This window comes from Streptomyces sp. NPDC093094, from assembly GCF_044754345.1.
Taxonomy (GTDB): domain Bacteria; phylum Actinomycetota; class Actinomycetes; order Streptomycetales; family Streptomycetaceae; genus Streptomyces.
This window is the reverse complement of record NZ_JBIVOX010000055.1, coordinates 1-6,107: the sequence shown is the minus strand read 5'-3', so window position 1 is coordinate 6,107 and position 6,107 is coordinate 1. Positions and strand designations below refer to the sequence as shown.

Annotated in this window: 2 protein-coding genes and 1 pseudogene; all 3 read left to right on the top strand. The window is 74.8% G+C overall.

Annotated elements, in window-relative coordinates; all coding sequences use genetic code 11:
* A partial coding sequence (locus ACIQGV_RS40725) for a type I polyketide synthase (protein ID WP_402504791.1) occupies positions 1–1,419 on the top strand: 1,419 nt, incomplete at its 5' end.
* A gap of 129 nt (positions 1,420–1,548) precedes the next feature.
* The gene (locus ACIQGV_RS40720) at positions 1,549–2,970 is read left to right on the top strand and encodes an NAD(P)/FAD-dependent oxidoreductase (protein WP_402504789.1); all 1,422 of its coding nucleotides are present in this window, start codon (positions 1,549–1,551) and stop codon (positions 2,968–2,970) included.
* A gap of 68 nt (positions 2,971–3,038) precedes the next feature.
* Positions 3,039–6,107 (top strand): annotated as a pseudogene (locus ACIQGV_RS40715) (type I polyketide synthase); the annotation flags it as partial.

Genomic DNA, 6,107 nt, shown 5'->3' with positions numbered 1-6,107 from the left:
GGTGAGGTGTTCGAGCCTCGTCTGTCCCGGGTCCCCGTGGGTGAGGGCGAGGAGGGTGGGGTGTCCTTCGGCACCGGCACCGTCCTCCTCACCGGAGGCACCGGAGGCATCGCCCGCCGGGTCGCCGCGCACCTGGTCCGCCACCACGGCGTACGCCGTCTGGTGCTGGTGTCGCGTCGTGGTGCCGCGGTGCCGGGCATGGACGAGGTCGTGGCCGGGCTGAAGGAGGCCGGTGCACAGGAGGTGCGGGTGGAGGCATGTGACGTCGCCGACCGCACGGCACTGGCCGAGCTGCTGGAGCGGCTGGCGGACGACGGCGAGACCGTCACGGGCGTGGTCCATGCGGCCGGTGTCCTCGACGACGGGGTGATCTCGTCCCTGACGCCCGCACGCCTGGACGGCGTACTGCGGCCGAAGGTCGACGCGGCGCTGAACCTGCACGAACTCACCCTCGGCCTCGGCCTCGACGCCTTCGTGCTGTTCTCCTCCGCAGCGGGTGTCTTCGGCAGCCCCGGCCAGGGCAGCTACGCGGCCGCGAACACCTTCCTGGACGCGCTCGCCGAGCACCGCCGCTCCCAGGGACTGCCCGCCCAGTCACTGGCCTGGGGTCCCTGGGCCGACGACGCCGGCATGGCGAGCACGCTCGACGCGACCGACCTGCGGCGCCTGGAACGCGTCGGCGTCCACGGCTTTTCGCCCGGCGAGGCCCTCGGCGTCCTCGACACCGTCCTCGCCCTCGACATGGCCGCACCGATCCTCGTACGACTGGACCGGCACGCCGCCGACTGCGGTTCGCCCGCCGCGCTGTTCCACACCGGGTCCCGTCGCACCCGGCACCGGGGCGCCGCGCGGGGCGAGGGGGCGGCCGGCACCGTTCCCGCGCTGCGGGAACGGCTCGCGCAGCAGACACCGCAGGAACGCGCCGCGACCCTGCTCGACCTCGTGCGCACCCGGGCCGCGGCGGTCGTCGGGCACGCCGACGCGACCTCGATCGACCCGGACCGGGCCTTCAGCGACCTCGGCTTCGACTCCCTGACCGCCGTCGAACTGCGCAACACGCTCAACACGCTCACCGGGCTGCGGCTGCCGCCCAGCCTGCTGTTCGACTTCCCGGACGCCCGTGCGCTGGCCGCGCACCTGGCGTCCGAACTCGCCCCGCAGCCGGGCCCCGGGACCGGGCCGGGCGACGACGAGGTCCGCAGGCTCCTGCACGCCGTCCCCGTCGCCCGCCTGCGCGAAGCCGGACTGCTGGACGCCCTGCTGCGGCTCGGCACCGAAGCCACCGGCGCCACCGACGGGATCGCGCACACCGAGAACACCGCCGGCCTCACCGATGCCGACGGCATCGACGCAATGGACGCCATCGACGCCATGGACACCGAGAGCCTGATCGGCATGGTCCTCGGCGGAGGCTCCTGACCGCAGGACCGCAGGACCGCAGGCCGGCCACCGGCAGGCCCCGGCCGTCCACAGGCCCCGGCCGGCCACCGGCCCCTCTCCCCACGCAACCGACCCGGCGGCACGGCCCGCCGGAGAGAAGAGCTGACCATGACCAGTGCAATCGTGCTCGGCGGCGGGATGGCAGGCATGCTCGCCGCCTCGGTGCTGGCCCGCCACGCGACCGTCACCGTCATCGAGAGCGACCGCTTCCCCGACTCCCCCCGGCCGCGCCGAGGACTGCCCCAGGGGCACCACAGCCACATGCTGATGGGCGGCGGCGCCCAGGCCCTGGAGTCGCTGCTCCCCGGCGTCACCGACACCCTGTACGCCCGGGGTGCCAAGCGCCGGGTCATGGGCGCGGACATCCTCACCCTGTCCACCGAGGGCTGGTCGCTGCGCCACGACAGCGACGCGTTCATGATCGCGTGCAGCCGGGACCTGCTCGACCACGTCGTACGCGAACAGGTCCTGAGCGACCCCGCCGTCACCGTCCTGGAGTCCGCCAAGGCCACCGGGTTCACCGGGGACGCCCGCCGCGTCACCGGCGTACGCCTCGAACAGGACGGCGGAGCCGAGCGCACCCTGAGCGCGGACCTCGTCGTCGACGCCACCGGCCGCCGCTCCCGCACCCCCGACTGGCTCGCCGCGCTCGGCGTCCCGGCCGTGCCCGAGCAGGTCGTCGACTCCGGACTCGCCTATGCCAGCCGTCTGTTCCAGGTTCCCGACGGAGTCGACGACGACTTCCCCGCCGTCCTGGTCCAGCCCGAGTCCGGCACCGGACGGCCCGGCCGCGGCGGCACCGTGTGCCTCATCGAGGGCGACCGCTGGATCGTCACGCTCATCGGCACCCGCGGCGGCGAGCCGCCCACCGACGAGAGCGGCTTCACCGCGTTCCCGGGCACCATGCGCGACCCCGTCCTCGGCGAACTGTTCTCCCGGGCCACCCCCGTCGGGGAGATCCGCCCGCACCGCGGCACCGCCAACCGGCGCCGCTACTACGAGAAGACGCCCATGCCCGACGGCCTCGCCGTCATCGGCGACGCCCTCGCCTCCCTCAACCCGGTGTACGCCCACGGCATGTCGGTCGCCGCGAAGAGCGCCGTGGCGCTGCGCGCCGAACTGGAACGCACCGGCGGCATCCGCCCCGGACTCGCCGCCCGCTACCAGAAGCGCGCCGCCAAGGAGACGGCCCTGGCCTGGACCATGGCCAGCACCCAGGACCTGAACTATCCGCACGTGCGCACCGAGGGCATGCGCCGGACCGCCGCCCCCGGCGGCCTCGCCAAGCGGTTCGGCGACCGGCTGGCCCGCACCGCGCTGAGCGAACCCGTCGTCGCCAGGAGCCTGTTCGACGTCTACACGCTGGCCGCCCCGGCGAGCCGCATGCTCACCCCGGCCGGCCTGCTCACCGTGGTGCGCGGCCCGCGCAAGGCACCCCTGACCACCACCGAGGCCCTCGCGCAGTTCCCCGGCCTGAAGGCGCTGCTCGCCGCCGCCCCGGTGCGCGGCACCGCCGCCGGCACCCGCTGACCCCCCGCTGACCCCCCGAAGACCGAGTTCGTACCGACCAAGGGAAGTTGAGACCGGCAATGGCGAACGGAACCGATGCCCAGCTCGTGGACGCGCTGCGGCTGTCCGTCAAGGAGGCGCAGCGGCTGCGCGCCGAGAACCGCGAACTCACCGAGGCCGCGCACGAACCCGTCGCGATCGTCGCGATGAGCTGCCGCTACCCCGGAGGGGTCCGCTCCCCGGAGGACCTGTGGCGGCTGGTCGAGGAGGAGACCGACGCCGTCTCCGAGTTCCCCGCCGACCGCGGCTGGGACGTGGAGCGCCTCTACCACCCCGAACCGGGCCGGCCGGGCACCACCTACGTCCGTGAGGGGGCCTTCCTCCACGACGCCGGCGACTTCGACGCCGAACTGTTCGGCATCGGCCCGCGCGAGGCCCTCGCCATGGACCCGCAGCAGCGGCTCCTGCTGGAGACCGCGTGGGAGACGTTCGAACGCGCCGGCATCGCCCCCACCGCCGTCAAGGGCAGCCGCACCGGTGTGTTCGCCGGGATGATGTACCACGACTACCCGGCGGGCGCGAACGTCGGCTCACTCGCCTCCGGCCGCGTCTCCTACGTCTTCGGCCTGGAAGGCCCGTCCGTCACCGTCGACACCGCCTGCTCCTCCTCCCTGGTCGCCCTGCACCTCGCCGTCCAGGCGCTGCGCTCCGGCGAGTGCGATCTCGCCCTGGCCGGCGGGGTGACCGTGATGGCCACCCCGGAGACGTTCGTGGAGTTCTCCCGGCAGCGCGGCCTGTCCAAGGACGGCCGCTGCCGCTCCTTCGACGCGTCCGCCGACGGCACCGGCTGGGGCGAGGGCGTCGGCATGCTGCTCGTCGAACGGCTCAGCGACGCCCGCCGCCTCGGCCACCCCGTCCTCGCCGTCGTCCGCGGCAGCGCCGTCAACTCCGACGGTGCCAGCAACGGACTGACCGCGCCCAACGGCCCCGCCCAGCAGCGGGTCGTCCGGCAGGCATTGGCCGCCGCGCGGCTGTCCGCGGGCGAGGTCGACGCCGTCGAGGCGCACGGCACCGCCACCACCCTCGGCGACCCCATCGAGGCCCAGGCACTGCTCGCCACCTACGGCCAGGACCGGCCCGGCGGCGAACCGCTCTGGCTGGGCTCCCTGAAGTCGAACATCGGCCACACCCAGGCCGCCGCCGGCGTCGGCGGCGTCATCAAGATGGTCATGGCGATGCGCCACGCGGTCCTGCCCCGCACCCTCCACCTGGAGGAGCCCACCCCCCGCGTCGACTGGTCGGCGGGCCGGGTCGCCCTGCTGACCGAGTCCCGCCCCTGGCCGCGCACCGACCGCCCGCGCCGGTCCGGCGTCTCCTCCTTCGGGATCAGCGGCACCAACGCCCATGTGATCCTCGAACTGCCCACCGCCACCGACGGCACCGAGACAGCCGCGGAGCCCGCCACGGAACCGGGCCGCACCGGCACAGCCGCGGAGCCCGCCGCCGAACCGGGCCGCACCGTCGCCGCGGACGGTGAACAGGCCGCCGTCCCCCTGCTCCTGTCCGGCCGCAGCCCCCAGGCGCTCGCCGCCCAGGCCGGCCGGCTGCACACCTGGCTCACCGAGCGGCCGGGCCAGGATCTCACCGCTCTCGCCCGTTCCCTGGCCGCCTCCCGCGCCCAGCTGGAGCATCGCGCCGCACTCGTCGGCGCCGACCCCACCATCCTCACCGCGGGCCTCGCCGACCTGGCGGCAGGCGGCGACGCCCCGGCCGTCCACCGCGGCCACGCCCGCACCCAGGGCACCACCGCGTTCCTCTTCAGCGGCCAGGGCGCCCAGCGGACCGGAGCCGGACGCACCCTGTACGACGTCTTCCCCGCGTTCGCCCGGGCCCTCGACGAGGCCGCCGCCGCTCTCGACGCGCATCTGCCCCGCCCCCTGCTGGAGGTGCTGTGGGGTGAGGACGCGGAGGTGCTGGAGCGTACGGAGTTCGCGCAGCCGGCGTTGTTCGCGGTGGAGGTGGCGCTGTTCCGGTTGATGGAGTCGCTGGGGGTGCGGCCGGATGTGGTGGCCGGTCATTCGGTGGGTGAGATCGCTGCCGCGCATGTGGCGGGGGTGCTGGATCTGGCGGACGCGGCGCGGCTGGTGGCGGTGCGCGGCCGGCTGATGCAGGCGCTGCCGGTCGGCGGTGCCATGGTCGCCGTACAGGCCACCGAGGACGAGGTACGGCCCCTGCTGACCGGCACCACCGGACTCGCCGCCGTCAACGGCCCCGCCTCCGTGGTGGTGTCCGGCGAGACCGACGCCGTCCTGGAGATCGCCCGCACCCTCGAAGCACGCGGACACCGGGTGAAGCGGCTGCGTGTCTCGCACGCCTTCCACTCGCCGCTGATGGAGCCGATGCTCGACGAGTTCCGCACCGTCGCCGCCGGGCTGCGCCACCGTACGCCCGTCCTGCCCGTCGTCTCCGCCACCACCGGCACCCGCGCCGAGTCGTTCTCCGCCGACCACTGGGTCCGGCACGCCCGCGACGCCGTCCGCTACGGCGACGCCGTCCGGCACCTGGCCGGGACGGGCGTCACCCGCTTCGTGGAGCTCGGCCCCGACGCCCAGCTGACCCCCATGACCGTGGAACCGGCGACCATGGACGCGGCCGACGGACAGCGGGACACCCCGCTCGTCGTCCCGGCCCTGCGCCGCGGGCGCCCCGAGACGGAGACTCTGGCGGGTCTCCTCGGCGCCCTGCACACCACGGGCACCGACGTCGACTGGGAGGCGTACTTCGCCGCCCTGTCCGCCCGCCCGGAGCAGCCGGCGCCCCACCCGCACCTTCCCGGCCTGCCCACCTACGCCTTCCAGCACAAGAGGTACTGGGCCCGCTCGAGCGGCACCACCGGCACCGGCACGACCGCGGCCGGTGTGGAGTCCACCGGGCATCCGCTGCTCGGCGCCGCCGTCGAACTGCCCGAAGCGGGCGGTCTGGTGATGACGGGCCGGCTGTCCCTGGCGGACCAGCCGTGGCTCGCCGACCACGCCTTCGGCGGCACGGTCCTGTTCCCCGGCGCCGGTTTTGTGGAGCTGGTGGGGCGGGCGGGGGAGCGGCTGGGTTGTGGTGTGGTGGAGGAGCTGACGTTGCAGGCGCCGCTGGTGCTGCCGGAG